Source organism: Oceanomicrobium pacificus (assembly GCF_009833495.1).
In the GTDB taxonomy this organism is placed as follows: Bacteria; Pseudomonadota; Alphaproteobacteria; order Rhodobacterales; family Rhodobacteraceae; genus Oceanomicrobium; species Oceanomicrobium pacificus.
In genome coordinates, this window is record NZ_WUWG01000001.1 from 1,180,351 (window position 1) to 1,199,907 (window position 19,557).

Consider the following 19,557-nt stretch of genomic DNA (forward strand, 5'->3'; position numbering starts at 1 on the left):
GGTGGGCTCCGCGTGGCTCTGGATCAGTTGATCTCGACCGGCGCGGCGCCGGTGGCCTGACCGTCGGGCCCTTGGGTGATCTGGGCGACCTTTTCCTCGGCCGCCTTCAGTTTCTGTTCGCAATGGGCCTTCAGCGCCGCGCCGCGCTCGTAAAGCGCGATCGACTCCTCCAGCGGCACGTTGCCCGATTCCAGCTTCTCGACCAGCGTTTCCAGTTCGGCCAGTGCCTGTTCGAAACTCAGATCGGAAAGCGGTGCGGTCATTGTCCATGCTCCATCAGCGTTGCCACATGCGCCGCCATGCCCGACGCCAGACCTTCCAGATCATATCCGCCCTCCAGAGTCGAGACCAGCCTGCCGCCCGCATGGGTGGCCGCTAACCGGCAGAGATCCGCCGTCACGCGGGCGAAATCCGCGTCCTGCCAGTTCAGGTTGGCGAGCGGGTCGCGGGCATGGGCGTCGAAGCCCGCAGAGACCAGCACAAGCTCCGGCTTGAACGCGTCGAGCATGGGCAGGATCTGGCGGTCCATCGCGCGGTGAAGGTCCGCGCCGTCGCTGCCGGGCGCCAGCGGCACGTTGAGGATCTGGCCATGCGCACCGCGCTCGTCGGCCCGCCCGGAGCCGGGATAGAGCGGCATCTGGTGGGTGGAGGCAAAGCGGATGCGCGGCTCGTCCCACAGCAGGTCCTGCGTGCCGTTGCCGTGATGCACGTCGAAATCGACGATGGCCACCCGGTCGAGCCCGTGCCGCTCCAGCGCGTGTTTCGCCGCGATCGCGACCGTGCCGAACAGGCAGAAGCCCATCGCCCGGGTCCGTTCCGCATGGTGGCCGGGCGGGCGCATGGCGACGAAAGCGTTCCCGGCGTCACCGGCCAGCACGCGGTCGACCGCCGCGATGCAGCCGCCGACGGCGTGCAGCGCGGCGTCAAGGCTGCCGGGCGACATATGCGTATCGGGATCGAGCGCGACGCTGCCCTGCGCGGGCGCTGCGGCGCGGACCGCGTCGATATGGGATTGCGGGTGCGCCAGCAGAAGATCGGCATCGCTGGCGGCGGGGGCCTCCTGCCGGTCGAGCGCGGCGAATTCCGGTGCGTCGAGCGCGGTCAGGATCGCGTCCATCCGGGCGACCCGTTCGGGGTGGCCGTCGGGCGTCAGGTGGTCGAGCGCAGACGGGTGGGTATAGAGCGCGGTGGTCATCGGTCGGGTCTCCGCTGTCGGCGGGCCACGCCGTGCGGCGCGGCGGGTGGTCGGATTGGGGGGTGCGGGGACGGCGCGTCAGTCGGGCGCGAGCATATAGCCCGAGCCGCGCACCGTTTGCAGGTAGCGCGGCAGGCGCGGGTCGGCCTCGATCTTGCGGCGCAGGCGGGTGATCTGCACATCGACGGCGCGCTCCTGCGCCTGACCGTCGTCGCGGCCCAGTTCCTCGACCAGTTGCGCCCTCGAGATCGGCTTGTTGGGCTTGGCGGAGAAGATCCGCATCAGCGCGTTTTCCGTCGCGGTCAGTTTCACCGGCTCATTGTCCATCCAGAGCTCGCCCCGGCTGAGGTCATAGCGCGCGTTGCCCATGTGCAGGGTCTTGGGCGGCTGCGGTTCGGGGTCCTCGCGCGGGACGCGGCGCAGGATCGCGTTGATCCGCAGCAGGAGTTCCTTCGGCTCGAACGGTTTGGCCAGATAGTCGTCCGCGCCGCATTCGAGCCCCTTGATCCGGTCCTCCGCATCGCCCTTCGCGGTGAGGAGCAGGATCGGGGTCTGCATCTCACGCCGCAGGTCGCGGGTGAGCGAGAACCCGTCCTCCCCGGGCATCATCACGTCGACGACGAGCAGGTCGAAATCGAGCCCCTTGAGAAGCCGCCGGGCATGCGCCGCATCGCGCGCGACCGACACCCAGAACCCGTTGCGGGCGAGAAACTTGCGGATCAGGTCGCGGATGCGCGCATCATCGTCGATGACCAGGATATGCGCGTCATCATGCTGCAGCGCGCCGTTCATGCCCGGGTCTCCATCATCCGCAGGATGCGTTCCCGCAGGTCCGGATCGATCATCTGTTCCAGCACGGTGCGGAACCCCTGCACCGATTCCGGTCCGGCGGTGGAATAGGCGCGGCGCATGCGTACCCGTTGCGAGGCCGAAAGCTCCTGTTCCAGCGCCTGGCCCTTGTCGGTCAGGAAGAGGTTGCGCTGCCGCCGGTCGGTGCGCCCGACACGGCTGTCCACGAGCCCGTCCTCCACCAGTTGCCGCAGCACGCGGTTCAGCGATTGCTTGGTGACACCGAGAATGTCGAGCAGGTCGTTGACCGTCAGGCCGGGGCGCCGGTTGATGAAATGGATCGCGCGGTGATGGGCGCGGCCATACGCATAATTTTCGAGGATCCGGTCGGGATCGGCGGTGAAGCAGCGATAGGCGAAGAACATCAGTTCGATGCCCTGCCGGAGCTGGTCGTCGGTCAGGAAGAGCAGTTGCTCGCCCTTGCTCTGCCCGGTGGTCAATGTCGAATTCTGCATGCCTGCGTGCCCCGCATGTTTCACCTGCGTGATCAGTTTATGTCAGTCTTGTTGACTTTCCAAGAATCAATTGCTAGCAAACCCCGTGTTTTGTGAAACTTTCCGTCAAAAGAGGCGGGTGTAGCGCAATTATTGCAAATGTCCGCAGCGTCATCAGGGAGGTGTCGCGCGGCGAGACAGGATAGGACAGGCCCATGGCGGGATCATATGACGATCGTGACGGATTCATCTGGATGGATGGCCAGCTGGTGGATTGGCGCGATGCCAAGGTGCATATCCTGACCCATGCGCTGCATTATGCCTCCTCGGTCTTCGAGGGCGAGCGCTGCTACAGTGGCACCATCTTCAAATCGCGAGAACATTCCGAGCGCCTGCTGGCATCGGGCCGTGCGATGGATATCCCGATTCCCTATTCGGTCGACGAGATCGAGGCCGCAAAGGCGGCCGCGCTGAAGGCCAACAACCTCAAGGACGCCTATGTCCGTGCGATCTGCTGGCGCGGCTCGGGCGAGGATATGGGCGTCGCCTCCTCGCGCAATCCCGTGCACATGGCGGTCGCCGCCTGGGAATGGGGCGCCTATTATGGCGATGCGAAAATGAAGGGCGCAAAGCTCGACATTTCCAAGTGGAAGCGGCCCAGCCCCGAGACGATCCCCTGCCATGCCAAGGCGGCGGGTCTCTATATGATCTGCACCATGTCCAAACATGCGGCAGAGGCAAAGGGCTGTTCGGACGCGATGATGTTCGACCATCGCGGCTATGTGGCCGAGGCGACCGGCGCCAACATCTTCTTCGTCAAGGATGGCGAGGTGCACACGCCCAAGCCGGACAGCTTCCTCAACGGGATCACGCGGCAGACCGTCATCACCATGCTGAAGGACCGCCAGATCAAGGTGCACGAGCGCCATATCCTGCCCGAGGAACTGGAAGGGTTCGAACAGTGCTGGCTGACCGGTACGGCGGCCGAGGTCACGCCCGTCGGCCAGATCGGCGACTATACGTTCGAGGTCGGCCAGCTGACGCGAGATGTCGCAGACGCCTACGAGAAGCTTGTGCGCGGCATTTCCTGACCTAGCTGTTGATCAGGGTCAAGGCAGCGGTCCGCTGGCCCCTGCTACACCCTGATCGAACAGACAGGAAAGGAAGTGACCCATGTCGCACACGCCCCACGAACTGGCCGAGGAATTTCCCGAGTCCGTCGACAGGATCAGCAAGCTGAAATCGTCGGACGCGCATTTCGCCAAACTGTTCGACGCCTATCATGACGTGAACCGGGACATTCACCGCGCGGAAACGAATGTCGAGCCGACGGATGACCTGCACATGCAGGAAATGCGCAAGCAGCGGATGGTCCTGAAGGACGAGATCGCGGCGATGCTGGCCGGCTGACAGCCCGCCGGTTCGGACCGCACGACACAGCGAACGGCGTCCCGTTGCGGGGCGCCGTTTTGCTTGTGGAGCGCCGCGCTTTCTGGTTTCCCTGTCGCCAAGGTGAAGGCGGGCGCCGTGCCCGACCGACCAGCCGGAAATTCAGGAGCCGCCCCATGAGCCAGACACGCAAGATCATCATCGACACCGACCCGGGGCAGGATGATGCGGTCGCGATCCTGCTCGCGCTGGCCTCGCCCGAACTGGAGGTGCTGGGGATCACGGCTGTCGCGGGCAATGTGCCGCTGGCGCTCACCCAGAAAAACGCGCGGATGATCTGCGAACTGGCCGGCCGGCCGGACATGAAGGTCTTTGCCGGTGCCGCCCGCCCGCTCATGCGTCCGCTCGTCACCGCGGAATATGTGCACGGAAAGACCGGACTCGACGGACCGGACCTGCCGGACCCGACCATGCCGTTGCAGGCGCAGGGCGCGGTTGATTTCATCATCGACACGCTGCGCGCCGAACCCGAAGGCAGCGTCACGCTCTGCGCGCTTGGTCCGCTTACCAATGTGGCGCTCGCACTCATTCAGGCGCCCGACATTGCGCCGCGCATCCGCGAGATCGTCCTGATGGGCGGCGGCTGTTTCGAGGGCGGCAACACGACCCCGGCGGCGGAGTTCAACATCTATGTCGATCCGCACGCGGCCAAGACGGTCTTTGCCAGCGGGGTTCCGATCACGGTCTTCCCGCTCGACGTGACCCATCGCGCGCTCACGTCGCGCGACCGGGTGGAGGCGTTTCGTTCACTCGGCACGCCGGTTGGCACCGCCACGGCCGAACTGCTCGACTTTTTCGAGCGGTTCGACGAGGCCAAATACGGCACCGATGGCGGCCCCCTGCATGATCCGAACGTGATTGCCTGGCTCTTGCAGCCTGAGCTTTACACCCACCGCCATGTGAACGTGGAAATCGAGACCGGATCGGAACTGACCATGGGCATGACCGTGGTCGACTGGTGGGGTGTCACCGACCGTGCGCCGAACGCGACCTATGTGCGCGATCTCGACGATGCGGGCTTCTTCGCGCTCTTGACCGAGCGGCTTGCCACGCTGTGATTCCCGTGGGGCGGCGCGTCACGTCTTGACCCGTCTTGAGACGGTCATAAATGCTGTGATACCCTGATCCCACCAGCACCGGGCTGTTCCGGTGCCTTCATAGGAGGAAAACGTTCTGTCAGAACGACTCGATGCGGACCATTCCGCTCCCGATCCGGCACCCGCGGCAGGGACTGGCCGGACCGAAACCGACAGCGCAACGCTGCGCCGCCTCATCCTGACATCGCTGGAAGACGACAAGGCCGAAGATGTCGTGGCCATCGACCTTCGTGGCAAATCCGAAATGGCCGACACGATGATCATCGCGTCGGGCCGTTCGTCGCGTCAGGTCGGCGCGATTGCCGAACATCTGGTCGACACGCTCAAGGCCGAAGCCGGCATCCTGTGCCGTATGGAAGGCAAGGACCAGGGCGACTGGGTCCTGATCGACTGCGGCGACGCGGTCGTCCATGTCTTCCGTCCGGAAGTGCGCGAGTTCTACCAGCTCGAAAAGATGTGGCTGTCGGTGGACGAACAGGTCAAACGGACCGGCCAGCAGGACTGACCGGATCCGATGCGCGTGACCATACTGGCCGTCGGGCGGTTGCGCGCCGGTCCCGAAAAGGACCTGATCGATGACTACCTGACCCGCTTTGACCGCAGCGGGCGCGCGCTGGGCCTTGGCCCGGCCGAGGTGCGCGAGGTCGAGGACCGCAAGGGTGGCGGCCGCGCCGCCGAGGGCGCGCTTCTGGACCGGGCGGTCCCGCAGGGCGCGGCGCTGGTCGGGCTTGATGAGCGCGGCAAACTCCTGACATCGCCGGACTTCGCCACCCGCATCGCCGACTGGCGCGATGCCGGGCAACGCGACCTTGTCTTCCTGATCGGCGGTGCGGACGGGCTCGATCCTGAATTGCGGGCGCGCTGCGATATGCTCCTGTCCTTCGGCAAGATGGTCTGGCCGCATATGCTGGCCCGCGTGATGCTGAGCGAACAGCTCTACCGGGCGTCGTCGATCCTTGCCGGCGCTCCGTATCACCGGGGGTGAACCGGCAACCCGTTGCGGGCGGGCCGCGCCGCGCCTTGCACCGCGCCCGAGCCGCGCCTAGAACGGGGCAGCCTGTCCAATTCCCCGCAAGGAGAGCCGCGTGACCCACCCGAAACCCGTCGTTCTGTGCATTCTCGATGGCTGGGGCCTGAGCGACCGGCGCGAGGACAATGCCGTCGCGCTTGCCGACACGCCCAATTTCGACCGGATCATGCGCGACTGTCCCAATGCCACGCTGCATGCGCAGGGCAACAATGTCGGCCTGCCGGAGGGCCAGATGGGCAACAGCGAGGTCGGCCATACCAATATCGGGGCGGGGCGCGTGGTCTGGATGACCCTGCCGCGGATCGACCGCGCGATCGAGGACGGGTCGTTTGACGAAAATGATGCGCTGGGGCAGGTGATCGACAGGCTGAAGGACACGGGCGGCACGGCCCATCTGGCCGGGCTGGTCTCTCCGGGCGGCGTCCATTCGCACCAGCGCCACATCGCGCGGCTGGCACAGGTGATCGCAGATGCAGGCGTGCCGGTGGCCGTGCATGCGTTTCTCGACGGGCGGGACGTGGCCCCGAAATCCGCGCTCGACCAGGTGGCAGAGCTGGAGGCGGCGCTGCCCGACGGTGCCACGATTTCAACGGTCAGCGGCCGGTTCTACGCGATGGATCGCGACAATCGCTGGGACCGGGTCAGCCGGGCCGCAGCCGCGATCCTGAAGGGTGACGGCAACAGCGCTGACAGCGCCCGGGCCGCCATCGAGGCGGCCTATGCCAATGGCGACACGGACGAATTTGTCGAGCCGACCGTGATCGGCGGCTATGCGGGCGCTTCGGACGGGGACGGGATCGTCTTCGGCAATTTCCGCGCCGACCGCGCGCGGGAGATCCTGTCGGCCCTGCTCGATCCGGAATTTGATGGCTATGACACCGGCCCGCGCCCCGACTTCGCGGCGGCCTGTGGTCTGGTGGAATATTCCACGCGCCATGCCGAACTGATGGGCGTGATGTTTCCGCCCGAGGAAATCGTCAACACGCTCGGGGCCTATGTCTCGGCGCAGGGGCGCACGCAGTTGCGGCTCGCGGAGACCGAGAAATACCCGCACGTCACCTTCTTCCTCAATGGCGGGGTGGAGACACCCTATCCCGGCGAGGACCGCTACATGGCGCCCTCTCCGAAAGTGCGGACCTATGACCTGCAGCCCGAAATGTCGGCCGGCGAGGTGACCGACAAGCTCGTCTCCGCGATCCGCGGCGGCGCCTATGACCTGATCGTCGTGAATTTCGCCAATCCCGACATGGTCGGCCACACCGGCAGTCTGGAAGCCGCGATGGCGGCCTGTGCGGCCGTGGATGAGGGTGTCGGTGCGGCGCTCGAAGCGCTCGAGGAGGTGGGTGGCGCGATGCTGCTCACGGCGGATCATGGCAATTGCGAGGTGATGGTCGATCCCGAAACCGGCGGGCCGCACACGGCGCATACGCTCAATCCGGTGCCGGTGGTGCTGGTCGGCGGTCCGGACGGCGCCAAGCTGCGCGACGGTGGCAATCTGGGCGATCTGGCGCCGACCCTTCTGGCCCTGATGGGCCTGCCGCAGCCTGCCGAGATGACCGGCCGGTCGCTTCTCGACGGGGATGTTGCTGGCGCGTGACCGGTCGCCTTGCCCTTCCCCTGCTGGCGGCGCTGGCGCTGACCGTCGGGTCGTTTGTTGCGGCCCAGACGCCTTCTGGTTCTGCGGGGGACACGGCCCGAGCCGCCGCACTCATTCGCAACGCGGCCGCCGCGCTTGCGGATGCGCGGTCCGCGGCCAATCGCGGACAGGCGCTTGCCGCGGCGGCCCGAGCCTACGAGACCGCGCTCGTCGCTCTGCGCGATGCGATCCGGCGCACATCGGTGGCCGAGCAGGCTTTGAGCGGGCAGTTGGCGGAACGCGCGGAAGCGCGGGACCGGCTTCTCGACATGTTGGGGCGCATGGAGCGGGTGCGCGAGCCCGATACGCTCATCCATCCCGAAGGCGCATTGGCGACCGCCCGCGCGGCGATGATCGTCAGCGAGATCCTGCCCGGCCTGCGCCGCGAGGCCGAGGCGCTGGCGACCGCGACACGCCGGCTGGCAGAACTGCAGGCGGAGCAGCGGCTTTTGCAAGAGGATTTGCGCATCGGTCTGGACGGGATCGAACAGGTGCGGGCGCAATTGGCCGCGGCCCTCGAACGGTCGGGTGACCTGCCGCCGCGCTATGCCGACAGTTCCGCGCGGATGGCGCAGATGGCCGAGGACAGCGCCTCGCTTGACGCGTTTGCCGCGTCGCTGGTCGCGGCCGGTCTGGCTGACGCGGCGCCCGGATCGGACCCGCTCACCGCCGATGGACGCCTGCCCCCGCCGGTTGCGGGTTCTGTGCTGCGGGCCTTTGGAGATGCGGACGCGGCCGGGATCGAACGGCCCGGTCTTGTGCTGCGCGCGCCGCCGCTGTCGGTCGTGACCGCGCCTGTCGATGCGACCGTACGTTATGCGGGGCCGTTTCTCGATTACGGGCTCGTCGCAATTCTTGAGCCGCATGCCGATCTGCTCCTCGTGCTGGCCGGTCTCGACCAGCTTTACCTGCGCGAAGGCGACGTGGTGCGCGGGGGCGATCCGGTCGGTGCGCTCGGCGGTCAGGCGCCGCAAGCTGATGAATTTTTGATCGAGGCGACAGACGGGACTGGCGGGACATTTCAGGAAACGCTTTATATAGAGGTCAGGCAGCGCGGCGAGGCGGTGGACCCGGCAGACTGGTTCGCCCTGTCCGAAACGGACCCGTCCGAACAGCAAGGGAAAGCCGAATGAAGAAGAGTTTGATGGCAGCGGTCGGTGGCGTGGCGGCCGGCGTTCTGGTGACAACGCAACTGGCGGCACCGCTGGTTGCACAGGAAGCCGAGGAGAAACGGTCCACCTACGAGCAGCTTGACCTGTTCGGCGACATTTTCGAGCGGGTGCGCTCGGGTTATGTCGAGGATGTGGACGAGGCCGACCTGATCGAAAGCGCCATCAACGGGATGCTGAACGCGCTCGACCCGCATTCGAGCTATTTGCCGCCGCAGGATTTCGACGATATGCGGGTGGAGACGAGCGGCGAGTTCGGCGGACTCGGGATCGAGGTCACGCAGGAGAACGGTTTCGTCAAGGTCGTCTCTCCGATCGATGACACGCCGGCGGCCGAGGCCGGTGTTCTGGCCGGCGACTTCATCACCCATGTGGATGGCGAGCCGCTTCTGGGCCTGACGCTCGACGAATCCGTCGATCTGATGCGCGGGCCGGTTGGTTCCGATATCGAGATCACCATCGCCCGCGAGGATGAGGACGAACCCATCGTGCTCACCATCGTGCGCGACGTCATCAAGGTGGCTGCGGTGCGCTCGCGGGTCGTCGGCGACACGGTTGTGCTGCGCATCTCCAGTTTCACCGAACAGACGTTCGACAATCTCGAAGAGGAGATCGCCGAACAGGTGGCCGAACTGGGCGGTATGGAGCAGGTGGGCGGTTTCGTGCTCGACCTGCGCAACAACCCCGGCGGTCTGCTGAATCAGGCGATCCTTGTCTCCGACGCGTTCCTCGATGCTGGCGAGGTCGTCTCGACCCGTGGTCGCAATGCAGGCGACAGCGAACGCTACAATGCCACGCCGGGCGATCTGGCCGAGGGCAAGCCGGTTGTCGTGCTCATCAATGGCGGGTCGGCTTCCGCATCGGAGATCGTTGCGGGCGCGCTTCAGGACCACCAGCGCGGCATCGTTGTCGGCACGCCGAGCTTCGGCAAGGGTTCCGTTCAGACCATCGTGCCGCTGCAGGGCGGTGGCGCGATGCGCCTGACGACGGCGCGCTACTACACGCCGTCGGGCCGGTCCATCCAGGCGCTGGGCGTCGCGCCTGACATTCTGGTGGAGCAGCGGTTCCGCGATCCGGATGCGATCGAGGAGGGCGATCTGCCCGAACTGCGGTCGGAGGCCGATCTGCGCGGGGCGCTTGGCAACGACTCCCTGACCGAAGACGAGCGCAAGCAGCTCGAAGAGGAACGGGCCGAGCAGGAAGAGATCGCCGAGCGGCGCGAGGAGGATTACCAGCTCGCCTATGCGCTCGACATCATCAAGGGCCTGCGGGTTCTGGAACGGGACTGAGCGCGCACCCGTGCCCGGTTCCGGTCAAACACCGAGCGAGGCCGCCTATGCGGCCTTGCCCTACCGCCCCTGCGTGGGCGTGGTGCTGCGCAATCCCGACGGCCTGATCTTCGCCGGCCAGCGGATCGACAATCCCGGGCCGGCCTGGCAGATGCCGCAGGGCGGGATCGATCCGGGCGAGGCCCCGCAAACCGCGGCCCTGCGCGAACTGGCAGAGGAAACAGGTCTGGCCCCCCATGCGGTGCGGGTCACCGCCGAGACGCCCGACTGGCTCCGCTACGACCTGCCGCGGGAGCTTGTCGGCAAGCTCTGGAAAGGCCGCTATCGCGGACAGGAGCAGAAATGGTTCCTGATGGATTTCGACGGGCCGGACAGCTTGATCGACATCGCGACGGAGGTGCCGGAGTTTTCCCGCTGGCAATGGATGACGCCCGACGATCTGGTTGCGGCGATCGTGCCGTTCAAACGCGCGCTCTACCGGTCCGTCTTCGACGCGCTGGGCGATGATCTGGCCGCGGGGCCAGTCCGGCGCTGACCGGTCAGCCCGGCAGGTCGAGCCGGTCGGCCGGCATCAGCGGAAAGAACCGGCCGGATGAGCGCAGCCCGAACCAGTCCTGCCCGTCCATCTGTTCCACCGTCCCGATATCGGCGAGCCGCACGAAACTTTTCCGGTCAATGAGCGCCTCTAGCCGCGCGCGTACCTCAACATAGGGCGACGGCTCGCCCGTCTCCGGATCTTCCGCCAGACGGAGCGGGTGGTCCGCGTCCAGCGTGACATGGTCGCCGACATTCGTCTCGAATGTCAGGCGCTGGTCCGGACCGGGATCTTCAACTGTGAAATCCACCGCGACGAAGGGCGCGTCATCGACCGTGATGCCGACTTTCTCCACCGGTGTCACAAGGAAGTAATCGTCGCCGTCGCGCCGCAGGATGGTAGAGAAGAGCCGCACCATGCGTTTCCGACCGATCGGCGTGCCCTGATAAAACCAGGTGCCGTCGCGCGCGATCCGCATGTCGAGATCCCCGCAGAAGGGCGGGTTCCACAGGTGCACCGGCGGCAGGCCACGACCCTTGGCCTGCGCGGTGCTGGCGGCCTCGGCCAGTCCGGCGGCGCGGTCCGTTCCGCCTGTTTCCGCGGCCGGATCACTCTTCGGCGTCACGAAGTTCTGAGTTTTCCCCGACATGGTGCTGTGCTTTCCTTGGCGCTGGCCCCTGCTTTGCGCAAGAATAGCGGGTGAGTCCCGGCAAGGCACGGGCAAAGGGAGGAACATACGCGTGAGTGAGATTGAGCAGGACGACCCGGTCGCAACCATCGAAGCGGCAGGGCAGCGCCTGCGCGATGCGCGGGAAATGCTGTCGCGCAGGATCATCGGGCAGGACAGGGTTCTCGACCTGAGCCTGATCGCTCTTCTGTGCGGCGGGCACGGGTTGCTCGTCGGCGCACCGGGGCTGGCAAAGACCCGGCTGGTGGATACGCTGGGCACGGTGCTCGGCCTCGACAGCAAGCGGGTGCAGTTCACGCCGGATCTTATGCCGGCCGATATTCTCGGGGCCGAAGTGCTGGAGACCGGCAAGGATGGCAGCCGTGCATTCAAATTCATCGAGGGTCCGGTCTTCTGCCAGCTTCTGATGGCGGACGAGATCAACCGCGCCAGCCCGCGCACCCAGTCGGCGCTCCTGCAGGCGATGCAGGAAGGTCAGGTGACAATCGCCGGGGCGCAGCGCCCGCTTGCGCGGCCGTTCCATGTTCTTGCGACGCAGAACCCGATCGAACAGGAAGGCACATATCCGCTGCCCGAAGCTCAGCTGGACCGGTTTCTTGTCCAGATCGACGTGGATTTCCCCGACCGCGCGGCGGAGCGCGACATCATTCTGGCAACGACAGGCGCCACGGATGCGGATGTGACGGGTGTGCTGGATGCGGGCGAGTTGATGGGCATGCAGGCGCTGGTGCGCCGGATGCCGGTCGGCGATGCGGTGGTCGAGGCGATCCTCGATCTGGTCCGCGCCGCCCGGCCCGGAACACCCGACAGCGCCGCCGTCACCGACGAGGCCGTCAGCTGGGGGCCGGGGCCGCGTGCCGCGCAGGCGTTGATGCTTGCAAGCCGTGCCCGCGCCCTGATCGAGGGCCGGCTGGTGCCGGACGCGGGCGACGTGGCCGCGCTGGCCCGTCCGGTTCTGAAACACCGGATGGCGCTCAGCTTCGCCGCACGTGCCGAAGGGCGGTCGGTCGAGGATGTGATCGACCAGCTCGTTGCCGACCATCTGCGGGTCGAGGCCGCCGCGTGAGCACGCCGCGTCCGACCCATCTCGACCATCCCGGCCGCGCCGTCTGGCTGCGCCGGGATGCCGAGCAGGTATCGGGCGCTCTGCCGCCGCTTCTGGCCGAGGCCGAACGGCTGGCAAGGACGGTCTCCATGGGGTTGCACGGACGTAAGCGCGCCGGACCGGGGGAGGATTTCTGGCAGTATCGTCACGCGATGCCGGGCGACGTGCTCGACCAGGTGGACTGGCGGCGCTCCGCCCGCTCCGACGGGCTCTTCATCCGCGAAAAGGAATGGCAGGCCGCGCAGACGGTCGCGCTCTGGGTCGATCCGTCCCGCGCGATGGACTATCGCAGCGCGGATGCACCGCGCAGCAAGGCGGAGCGCGCGCGGCTGATCGCACTGGCGCTGGCGATCCTGCTCAATCGCTCGGGCGAGCGGGTCTCGCTTCTGGGCGTCGATCCGCCACTGCCGCCACGATCGGGACCGGCGCAACTGTCGCGCATGGCGATGGCGCTGACCGCGCAGGACGATGACCGGCCCGACTATGGCCGTCCGCCAGACGGGCCGATGCCGCGCGGCGGACGGGCGGTGTTCCTGTCGGATTTCATGGGCGCACGGGACGAGCTGTTCGCAGGGCTTGCCAGTGCAGCCCAACGCGGCGTGTCCGGCTGTTTCGTGCAGATCCTCGATGAGAGCGAGGAAACCTTTCCTTTCGATGGCCGCACGGTCTTTCGCAGTGTTGGCGGATCGGTGCGGTTCGAAACGCAGCGTGCCCGCGCGCTGCGCGATGCCTATCAGGCGCGGTTGGCGCAACGCCGCGCGGAGCTTCAGGACGTGGCGCGGCGGACCGGCTGGCAATGCCTGTTCCACCGGACATCCGAGAGCCCGCGCAAGGCGCTCCTGTGGCTCTACATGGCGCTCGGGGGGCAGGACTGAATGCTGAGCCTAGGTCCCGTCGCCTTCCTGTCACCCTGGCTTCTGGCCGGGCTTCTTGCCCTTCCGGTGCTCTGGTGGCTGTTGCGTGCCGTGCCGCCGCGCCCCGCCGAGCGGATCTTTCCCGGCGTGCGGCTGCTTCTGGGGCTGAACGACCCCGAAGTGACGCCCGACCGCACGCCCTGGTGGCTACTGGCCCTTCGGATGCTGGCGCTGGCCGCTGCGATCATCGGGTTCGCCCTGCCGGTTCTGAACCCGCAGGAGGACACTCTTGCCGACGGCCCGCTTTTGCTGCTGGTCGACGGTGGCTGGGCCAGCGCCGACGACTGGCCCGACAGGGTTGCCCGGCTGGAGGTCGCGGTCGACGCCGCGGTAAGCGAGGGCCGGCCGGTGGCGCTCGTCCATGTGGCCGCCGGACCGCCTGCATCGGGCGATCTGCCGCTCGGCGAGGCGGAGGCGCTGCGCACCCGGCTGGCCGGGCTGGAACCGCGGCCCTGGGCACCGGATGCGGCGCCCGTCACAGATTGGCTGCGCGGCCTTCCGGAGGACACGCCCGCGTTCGAGACACTCTGGCTGACCGACGGGCTGGCCCGCGACGGCATTGCGCCGCTGGCCGCCGAATTGCAGCGTTTCGGACCGGTGACGATGGTGGGCACCGGCGCGCAACTGCGGGCGCTCACCGCGCCGACCCTCGATGGCGGGATGCTGTCGGCCACGGTTCTGCGCCCCGAAGCGGGTCCGGAGGAAAGCCGCCAGGTTGCCATTATCGGCCTTGATCCGACGGGAACCGAACGCCGGCTTGCCACCGTGACCGCAGCATTTGCCCCCGGCGAGACGGAGGTCGCCGTCGCGCTCGACCTGCCGGTGGAGACCCGCAACCGCGTGTCCCGTCTGCGGCTCGAAGGGGTGACGTCCGCGGGCGCCGTCGCGCTGGCCGACGACACGCTGCGCCGCCGCAAGGTGGGCATCCTGTCGGCTGCCGCGGCACAGGAAGGGCAGAACCTGACCGACCCGCTTTTCTACCTGCGCAAGGCGCTGGAGCCGAGCGCCGACCTGATCGACGGGGTGCTGACCGACATCCTGAACGCCGCGCCCGATGTGCTGATCCTGGCCGATGTCGGGCGGCTGTCGGCGGGCGAGCAGGTGCTCATTAGCGACTGGGTCGAGGGTGGCGGCAAGCTGGTGCGGTTTGCCGGACCACGGTTGGCGGCGAGCCAGGGCGGCCCTGGCAGTGTCGACCCGCTCTTGCCGGTGCGCCTGCGTGCCGGCGGGCGCGACCTTGGCGGCGCCCTGTCCTGGGGCGCGCCGAAAGCCTTGCGACCCTTCCCCGAGACGAGCCCCTTTGCCGGGCTGGATGTGCCGGCTGATGTGTCCGTATCCCGTCAGGTGGTCGCGCAGCCCGACCCCGATCTGGCGGGCAAGGTGATGGCGGCGCTTGAGGATGGAACGCCGCTGGTGACCGGCACGGCCATGGGCGACGGTCAGGTGATCCTCTTCCATGTCACGGCCAATGCCGAATGGTCGAACCTGCCGCTTTCCGGCCTGTTCCTGTCGATGCTGGAACGGCTGTCGCTGACGGCCACGGGAAGGCGGGCGGCTGCGGACCTCGACGGGGACACCCGAATCTGGACGCCGGAGATCGTGCTCGACGGGTTCGGCGCGCTGGTGCCCGCAGGCGATCTGGCGGGCGTGCCCGGGACGCGGCTTGCGGGCGAACCGCCCGCGGCCGATGCGCCACCGGGCCTGTATAGTGCAGGCGGGCAGGCGCGGGCCGTGAACCTGCTCGGCGACGGGGCAAAGCTGGCGCTGCAGGCACCGCTGCCCGGTGTCGCCTATCGCGGGCTGGGCGCTGCGGCGCAGGTCTCTCTCATGCCCTACGCGCTCCTGATCGCACTTGGCACGCTCTTTGCCGATCTTCTGGCCTCTCTTGCCCTGTCGGGTGGATTGCGCCGCGGCGGTGGGCGCATGGCGCGTGAGGGGCAGGCGGTCGCGCCGCTCCTGATCGCGGGGCTGGCCGCACTGGCGCTGGGTCGGGCGGATATGGCGCTGGCGCAGTCGGACAGCCTGTCGGAAGCCGATCAGGCCGCACTGCTCGCCACATCCAACACGGTGCTCGCCTATGTCGCCACCGGCGACGCGCAGGTCGATGCAGTAAGCGCGGCAGGGCTTCTGGGCCTGTCGCGGACGCTTGCCTACCGCACGGCGGTCGAGCCGGCGGCACCCGTGGCGGTCGATCCCGAAACCGATGATCTGGCGCTCTACCCATTCCTTTACTGGCCGATATCGGAGGGGCAGGCGCAGCCGTCCGACGCGGCGGCAGCCAAGATCAACACCTTCCTGCGCACCGGCGGAATGATCCTGTTCGACACGCGGGACGCACCGCTCGGCAACGGGTTCGGCGCAGGCGGCACGCCCAACGGGCGCGTGTTGCAGCGGATCGCGCAGGACCTCGACATCCCGCCGCTGGAGCCGGTGCCGCAGGACCATGTGCTCACGCGCACCTTCTACCTGTTGCAGGATTTTCCCGGCCGTCATGCCAACGCGCCGGTCTGGATCGAAGCCGCACCCGCCGCCCGCCAGATCGAAGGCGCGCCTTTCCGGAACCTCAATGACGGGGTGAGCCCGGTGGTGATCGGGGCGAATGACTGGGCATCGTCCTGGGCCATCGACGCGGACGGGCTGCCGCTCTATCCGGTCGGGCGGGGCATCGGCGGGGAGCGCCAGCGGGAGATCTCGTTCCGCTTCGGCGTGAACCTCATCATGTATGTGATGACCGGCAACTACAAATCCGACCAGGTCCATGTGCCGGCGCTGCTTGAGCGGTTGGGCCAGTGATGGACGGGGTCGTGTCCTTCGCGCCGTTCCTGCCATGGCCGCTCCTTCTGGGGCTGGTCGGGCTTGCGGCGCTGGGGGTGGCTCTGGCGCTCTGGCGTGGCCTGTCGGGCTGGGCCCTGCGCGGCCTCGGGATGGCCGTGCTCCTGCTGGCGCTCGCCAATCCGTCCTGGCGGCAGGAGGACCGCGCGCCGCTGCCCGACATTGCCTTCGTGGTCACCGACCGTTCCTCGTCGCAAAGCATCGATATCCGCCCCGGCCAGATCGATGGGCTGCTGCCGCAACTCGATGCGGCGCTCGACGCGTTTCGCAGCGGCGATGCACCGCTTGATATCCGCAGGATCGAACTGGGTGATGCTCGTGCTGAAGCCGGTGGCGCGGCCGAAGGCGGGACGCGGCTATTGTCCGCGCTGGCCGAGGCGATGGCCGAAGTGCCGCGCGACCGGATCGCCGGCGCCATCATCCTGAGCGACGGGCAGATCCACGATCCCGATGCGCTCGCTACGTTCCCCGCGCCCGTGCACCACCTGATGACCGGCCGGACGGATGAATGGGACCGGCGGCTGGTGCTGGAAACCGCGCCCGCCTATGCGGTGATCGGCGAGCCGGTGACCCTCGGTCTGCGGGTCGAGACGATCGGACCGGCGCCCGGACCCGACAGCGACCTGCCGCTGGAAGTGACCGTGGGCGGCGGCGCGACGCAACGGTTTCTCGTGCCGCAGGGCGAGAGCGTGCAACTGGAACTGGAACTGGGCAATGCGGGGCTGAATGTCATCCACCTGTCAGTGCCCGCGACCGAGGGGGAACTGACCCGGCGCAACAATGACGCGGTGGTGCAGATCAACGGCATCCGCGACCGGCTGCGGGTGTTGCTCGTCTCCGGCGAGCCCTATGCGGGTGAGCGGACGTGGCGCAACCTGCTGAAGGCCGATGCCTCGGTCGATCTGGTGCATTTCACCATTCTGCGCCCGCCGAGCAAACAGGACGGCGTGCCGGTGTTCGAACTGTCGCTCATCGCCTTCCCAACGCGCGAACTGTTCATCGAGAAGGTGACCGAATTCGACCTGATCATCTTCGACCGATACCGGCGGCGTGGTGTGCTGCCGACTCCCTATCTCGACAATATTGTCTCCTATGTGGAGGAGGGCGGCGCGGTGCTCGTGGCCTCGGGCCCGGCATTCGCAGGCGTGGAGAGCCTCTATCGGACGCCGCTCGCGTCGATCCTGCCGGTGCGCCCGACCGGCAATGTGCTGCAGGAAGGCTACCGTCCAGCGATCAGCGACCTTGGCGCGCGCCATCCGGTGACATGGGATCTGGCCGAGGCGGTCACCGCAGCCACCACGGAGAGCGACGCTGCGCAGACCGTGGCCGGTCCGGACTGGGGCCGATGGTTCCGGCTGATCGAGGCGGAACAGCTGAGCGGCACGGTGGTGATGACCGGTCCCGACGGGCGGCCGCTTCTGGTGCTCGACCGACCCGGCGCGGGCCGGATCGCGGTGCTGGCCTCCGACCATGCCTGGCTCTGGAGCAGAGGCTTTGAGGGCGGCGGCCCGCAGGCGGAGCTTTTGCGCCGTCTGGCCCACTGGCTGATGAAGGAGCCGGAACTGGAGGAAGAGGCGCTGACCGCCCGCGCCGACGGCGGGGAATTTGTCTTGCGCCGCCGCACGCTGGAGGAAAGCGTGCCGCCTGTGACCGTAGACACGCCGGGCGGCGATCGGCTGGAAGCGCAGATGGTGGAGACCGCACCCGGCGACTGGCAGGTGCGAGTGCCTGCGGAAGCCCACGGTATCTACCGCGTCGAACAGGGCGATCTGGTGACCGTGGCCGCGATGGGCCCGTCCGCGCCGCGCGAGTTCGAGAATCCGGTGGCGAGCCCCGATCTGCTCGCGCCGCTCGTGGATGGCAGCCGTGGCGGCACGTTCCGGCTTGCAAAGACCGGTCTGCCCGCACTCCGTTCCGTGCCCGAGGGACGGGTGGCGGCGGGGCGCGGCTGGATGGGACTGGCCGAGCGCAATGCTTACCGGGTGACGGATATCCGTCTCACATCTCTAGCACCGGGCTGGCTTGCGCTCCTGCTCTTCGCGCTCTTCAGCGTGGCGGCATGGCGGCGCGAGGGGCGCTGACCGGCCGGTCCGGTCAGAACCGCACCCGGAAGCCCGTCAGGAAGGCCGTGCCGGTCTGGTAGCCGGCGCTGCCGGGCGGTCCGCGAAAATCGTAGGAGCGCAGCGAGACGTAAAGCTCGGTATTGTAATAGTCGATATTCTGCACCGCCGAGAGCGCGTAGGAACGGCTCTTAGAGTCCTCAACCGTGATGTCATTGCCGAAATAGCCGTCCACCGACAGGGCGGTGGAGCCGAAGCTGAACAGTTCCTGTTCATAGCCGAGTTTCAGGTAGAGGAACCGCCCCGACCGGTCGCGATACCGGTCATTGCCGGCGGCCATCGTCAGGCTGGTGCCCGAGGGCGTGTGCAGGAACGAGGCCGATCCGTTCAGCCGGAACCAGTCGTCCCCCGGTTTCGAAGCCGCAACAGCGGCATAGTAGATGAGCGGTTCCGTCACCTTCCGGTAGGTGACGGCCGCGTCATAGACAGTCGTGTCATCGCCGTTCAGCACATCCTGACCGATCGAGGTGCGGAAATCGAACCCGTTGATGCGGGGGGAATCGTAGCGCAGCCGCGTGCGGCGGCCGAGCCCGTCCATATCGGTGAACACATCCCCGACCGCCACCAGCGACAGGCTGTCATCAGAGCGGCGGAAGAAGAGGCCGCCGGTCCGGTCATTCACCTGTGCGCTGGCCACCACGCCGGTGCCCGACAGGTCGATCCCCGACACGCCATCGGATGCCATGGCGCCCTGACCGGCCCAGAACCGGCCAAGGTCGGGATTGCGGACCCAGACATCGGCATGCCGGAGCTTCGGGTCCACCCGGTCGACATTGCCGTCGCGCGGCTGGGTCAGGTCGCCGGCATTGGACGGGGCGAGACCGTATTCCAGCCGTCCGCCGCTGGTCCAGCCATCGGTAAGCGGCGCCTGGAAGGTCAGGCCGCCGCGCGTGCCCGACACGTCGCTGTCGACGAAATTATACTGGTCGCTCTGGACCCCGTCATTATAGGTCAGGAACCCCTTGTTGATCTGGCCGTAGAACTCGATGAACCGGTCGCCATTCTCGTAGCGGATGACGGGAAAGAAGCTGTCCTCGGTGAAGCCGATGATGCGCGGACGCGGGATCTTGTCCCAGACGCCCGCTGTCGGCAGGTCGGTGCCGTCGCCGTCCCCGCCATCGGCCTGTGCGCGGACGCGATCCGGCAGAAGCGCCAATGCGCAGACCAGCAGAAGGCCGGTCATCCGCAGTCCGCGTCTGGGTCGTGTGTCGAACA

Annotated in this window: 19 protein-coding genes; 13 read left to right on the forward strand and 6 right to left on the reverse strand. The window is 67.4% G+C overall.

Translation table 11 applies throughout. The features are described from left to right. Positions 1-23: 23 nt before the first annotated feature. The 4 genes from GSH16_RS05820 to GSH16_RS05835 all read right to left on the reverse strand — a co-directional run bounded on the left by GSH16_RS05820 (position 24) and on the right by GSH16_RS05835 (position 2,499). Positions 24-263: an exodeoxyribonuclease VII small subunit gene (locus GSH16_RS05820; RefSeq protein ID WP_160852798.1), complete on the reverse strand. Its 240-nt coding sequence runs from the start codon at positions 261-263 to the stop codon at positions 24-26. Beyond that, positions 260-1,195 (reverse strand): histone deacetylase family protein, encoded by a 936-nt coding sequence (locus GSH16_RS05825; protein WP_160852799.1) that lies wholly within the window; start codon positions 1,193-1,195, stop codon positions 260-262. Before GSH16_RS05825 ends, GSH16_RS05820 begins: the two co-directional genes overlap by 4 nt. A gap of 78 nt (positions 1,196-1,273) precedes the next feature. Continuing rightward, positions 1,274-1,987, reverse strand: a complete 714-nt coding sequence (locus GSH16_RS05830; RefSeq protein WP_205523968.1) for a response regulator — start codon at positions 1,985-1,987, stop codon at positions 1,274-1,276. Then, positions 1,984-2,499, reverse strand: a complete 516-nt coding sequence (locus GSH16_RS05835) for a MarR family winged helix-turn-helix transcriptional regulator (RefSeq protein WP_160852800.1) — start codon at positions 2,497-2,499, stop codon at positions 1,984-1,986. The genes GSH16_RS05830 and GSH16_RS05835 overlap by 4 nt, the downstream gene beginning before the upstream one ends. A gap of 194 nt (positions 2,500-2,693) precedes the next feature. Between GSH16_RS05835 and GSH16_RS05840 the strand changes: the two genes are divergently transcribed. The 9 genes from GSH16_RS05840 to GSH16_RS05880 all read left to right on the forward strand — a co-directional run bounded on the left by GSH16_RS05840 (position 2,694) and on the right by GSH16_RS05880 (position 10,683). Next, the gene (locus GSH16_RS05840; protein WP_160852801.1) at positions 2,694-3,569 is read left to right on the forward strand and encodes a branched-chain amino acid aminotransferase; all 876 of its coding nucleotides are present in this window, start codon (positions 2,694-2,696) and stop codon (positions 3,567-3,569) included. Between the two features lie 82 nt (positions 3,570-3,651). Beyond that, positions 3,652-3,888 carry a YdcH family protein gene (locus GSH16_RS05845; protein WP_160852802.1) on the forward strand — a complete coding sequence of 79 codons (237 nt, stop codon included), beginning with the start codon at positions 3,652-3,654 and terminating at the stop codon, positions 3,886-3,888. A 155-nt stretch (positions 3,889-4,043) separates the two neighbouring features. Then, entirely contained in the window at positions 4,044-4,985 is a 942-nt protein-coding gene (locus GSH16_RS05850; RefSeq protein ID WP_160852803.1) for a nucleoside hydrolase, read from the forward strand. 202 nt (positions 4,986-5,187) lie between these two features. Continuing rightward, on the forward strand, positions 5,188-5,529 hold the full coding sequence (gene rsfS, locus GSH16_RS05855) for a ribosome silencing factor (protein ID WP_235913039.1): 342 nt from the start codon (positions 5,188-5,190) through the stop codon (positions 5,527-5,529). A gap of 9 nt (positions 5,530-5,538) precedes the next feature. Further along, the gene (rlmH, locus tag GSH16_RS05860) at positions 5,539-6,009 is read left to right on the forward strand and encodes a 23S rRNA (pseudouridine(1915)-N(3))-methyltransferase RlmH (RefSeq protein ID WP_160852804.1); all 471 of its coding nucleotides are present in this window, start codon (positions 5,539-5,541) and stop codon (positions 6,007-6,009) included. Positions 6,010-6,109: 100 nt separating this feature from the next. Then, a complete protein-coding gene (gpmI, locus tag GSH16_RS05865; RefSeq protein ID WP_160852805.1) occupies positions 6,110-7,651 on the forward strand; it encodes a 2,3-bisphosphoglycerate-independent phosphoglycerate mutase in 1,542 nt (513 codons plus the stop codon). After that, the gene (locus GSH16_RS16070) at positions 7,648-8,823 is read left to right on the forward strand and encodes a murein hydrolase activator EnvC family protein (protein ID WP_160852806.1); all 1,176 of its coding nucleotides are present in this window, start codon (positions 7,648-7,650) and stop codon (positions 8,821-8,823) included. Before gpmI ends, GSH16_RS16070 begins: the two co-directional genes overlap by 4 nt. Continuing rightward, positions 8,820-10,148: a S41 family peptidase gene (locus GSH16_RS05875; protein WP_160852807.1), complete on the forward strand. Its 1,329-nt coding sequence runs from the start codon at positions 8,820-8,822 to the stop codon at positions 10,146-10,148. Before GSH16_RS16070 ends, GSH16_RS05875 begins: the two co-directional genes overlap by 4 nt. 10 nt (positions 10,149-10,158) lie before the next feature. Further along, positions 10,159-10,683, forward strand: a complete 525-nt coding sequence (locus GSH16_RS05880; protein ID WP_328803180.1) for an RNA pyrophosphohydrolase — start codon at positions 10,159-10,161, stop codon at positions 10,681-10,683. A gap of 4 nt (positions 10,684-10,687) precedes the next feature. Here GSH16_RS05880 and GSH16_RS05885 read toward each other — a convergent pair whose 3' ends face one another. Further along, complete coding sequence (locus GSH16_RS05885; protein ID WP_160852809.1) at positions 10,688-11,332, reverse strand: DUF1285 domain-containing protein; 645 nt, start codon at positions 11,330-11,332, stop codon at positions 10,688-10,690. Between the two features lie 91 nt (positions 11,333-11,423). On the opposite strand from GSH16_RS05885, the gene GSH16_RS05890 reads away from it, so the two are divergent. From GSH16_RS05890 to GSH16_RS05905, 4 genes are read left to right on the forward strand one after another with little or no spacing between them, the layout of a single operon-like run. Beyond that, a complete protein-coding gene (locus GSH16_RS05890) occupies positions 11,424-12,437 on the forward strand; it encodes an AAA family ATPase (protein ID WP_407941050.1) in 1,014 nt (337 codons plus the stop codon). After that, the gene (locus GSH16_RS05895; protein WP_328803181.1) at positions 12,434-13,351 is read left to right on the forward strand and encodes a DUF58 domain-containing protein; all 918 of its coding nucleotides are present in this window, start codon (positions 12,434-12,436) and stop codon (positions 13,349-13,351) included. Before GSH16_RS05890 ends, GSH16_RS05895 begins: the two co-directional genes overlap by 4 nt. Continuing rightward, positions 13,352-16,183, forward strand: coding sequence for a DUF4159 domain-containing protein (locus tag GSH16_RS05900; RefSeq protein WP_160852811.1), 2,832 nt, complete (start codon positions 13,352-13,354; stop codon positions 16,181-16,183). Beyond that, on the forward strand, positions 16,183-18,303 hold the full coding sequence (locus GSH16_RS05905) for a hypothetical protein (RefSeq protein WP_160852813.1): 2,121 nt from the start codon (positions 16,183-16,185) through the stop codon (positions 18,301-18,303). Before GSH16_RS05900 ends, GSH16_RS05905 begins: the two co-directional genes overlap by 1 nt. Positions 18,304-18,316: 13 nt before the next feature. Here the strand turns inward: GSH16_RS05905 and GSH16_RS05910 are convergent, their stop codons facing one another. After that, complete coding sequence (locus tag GSH16_RS05910; RefSeq protein WP_160852815.1) at positions 18,317-19,525, reverse strand: porin; 1,209 nt, start codon at positions 19,523-19,525, stop codon at positions 18,317-18,319. Positions 19,526-19,557 lie beyond the last annotated feature (32 nt).

Bases quoted from the DNA above. Each gene is read 5' to 3' on its own strand.
- GSH16_RS05845 (WP_160852802.1), top strand. From the start codon at position 3,652: ATGTCGCACACGCCCCACGAACTGGCCGAGGAATTTCCCGAGTCCGTC.
- GSH16_RS05905 (WP_160852813.1), top strand. From the start codon at position 16,183: ATGGACGGGGTCGTGTCCTTCGCGCCGTTCCTGCCATGGCCGCTCCTT.
- GSH16_RS05840 (WP_160852801.1), top strand. From the start codon at position 2,694: ATGGCGGGATCATATGACGATCGTGACGGATTCATCTGGATGGATGGC.
- GSH16_RS05910 (WP_160852815.1), bottom strand. From the start codon at position 19,525: ATGACCGGCCTTCTGCTGGTCTGCGCATTGGCGCTTCTGCCGGATCGC.
- GSH16_RS05900 (WP_160852811.1), top strand. From the start codon at position 13,352: ATGCTGAGCCTAGGTCCCGTCGCCTTCCTGTCACCCTGGCTTCTGGCC.
- GSH16_RS05850 (WP_160852803.1), top strand. From the start codon at position 4,044: ATGAGCCAGACACGCAAGATCATCATCGACACCGACCCGGGGCAGGAT.
- GSH16_RS05820 (WP_160852798.1), bottom strand. From the start codon at position 263: ATGACCGCACCGCTTTCCGATCTGAGTTTCGAACAGGCACTGGCCGAA.
- GSH16_RS05825 (WP_160852799.1), bottom strand. From the start codon at position 1,195: ATGACCACCGCGCTCTATACCCACCCGTCTGCGCTCGACCACCTGACG.
- GSH16_RS05830 (WP_205523968.1), bottom strand. From the start codon at position 1,987: ATGAACGGCGCGCTGCAGCATGATGACGCGCATATCCTGGTCATCGAC.
- GSH16_RS05835 (WP_160852800.1), bottom strand. From the start codon at position 2,499: ATGCAGAATTCGACATTGACCACCGGGCAGAGCAAGGGCGAGCAACTG.
- GSH16_RS05875 (WP_160852807.1), top strand. From the start codon at position 8,820: ATGAAGAAGAGTTTGATGGCAGCGGTCGGTGGCGTGGCGGCCGGCGTT.
- GSH16_RS05885 (WP_160852809.1), bottom strand. From the start codon at position 11,332: ATGTCGGGGAAAACTCAGAACTTCGTGACGCCGAAGAGTGATCCGGCC.
- rlmH (WP_160852804.1), top strand. From the start codon at position 5,539: ATGCGCGTGACCATACTGGCCGTCGGGCGGTTGCGCGCCGGTCCCGAA.